General features: G+C 56.6%; 1 protein-coding gene. It reads left to right on the top strand.

Annotation, left to right across the window (positions count from 1 at the left end; genetic code table 11):
• Positions 1–47 precede the first annotated feature (47 nt).
• Positions 48–185, top strand: a complete 138-nt coding sequence (locus tag AC1Q64_RS25685) for a hypothetical protein (RefSeq protein WP_492253182.1) — start codon at positions 48–50, stop codon at positions 183–185.
• The last annotated feature ends 354 nt before the right edge of the window (positions 186–539 follow it).

Here is a 539-nt window from a genome sequence, read left to right as displayed (position 1 = left end):
GCCGACGCAATCAATGAGGCCCGCGAAATGGGGCTGGGAGAACCGGGATGAGCCGCAGACTCAGAGAGCGCGAGGACATCTACAACGCCAAGCACTACCCCGAGCGCTGGCAGGACGAGCGCGATGACGATGACAACGAACTACCAGAGCCGGAGGAAGAAACACCGGTGAACACCACTCACTAGCCGCCTTGAGCGGCTTTTTTATTGGAGAAGCGAGATGTGGCCTTTCAAGTGCAAACACCCAGCCCACCGCTTGGGCATTCACTCTCCGAAGCCGACCATCACGCCAATTGATGAGGATTTCGAAGAGGTCAGATTTCACCTCCACTGTTGGGGATGCGGCAAAAAACTCGATGTTGTCTGCAGTTCCCTGGTCGGCGGAGTAGATGCATTTTTGAACAGATACCAGACCACACCGCCCCGCTAAGGGGCGTTTTCATTTCCACAGCCCGCCCAGCGCGGGCTTTTTTACGCCCCTACACCATGCGAATCATCCAACTGCTTTTGCTTGTGCTGCTTACTGCCTGCGGTGGTGGC

The sequence above is a fragment of the Acidovorax sp. GW835-FHT14G06 genome, assembly GCF_058793595.1.
Note: the sequence above shows the minus strand (reverse complement) of the source record. Positions and strands in the feature narration are given on the sequence as shown.

Bases quoted from the DNA above. Each gene is read 5' to 3' on its own strand.
- AC1Q64_RS25685 (WP_492253182.1), top strand. From the start codon at position 48: ATGAGCCGCAGACTCAGAGAGCGCGAGGACATCTACAACGCCAAGCAC.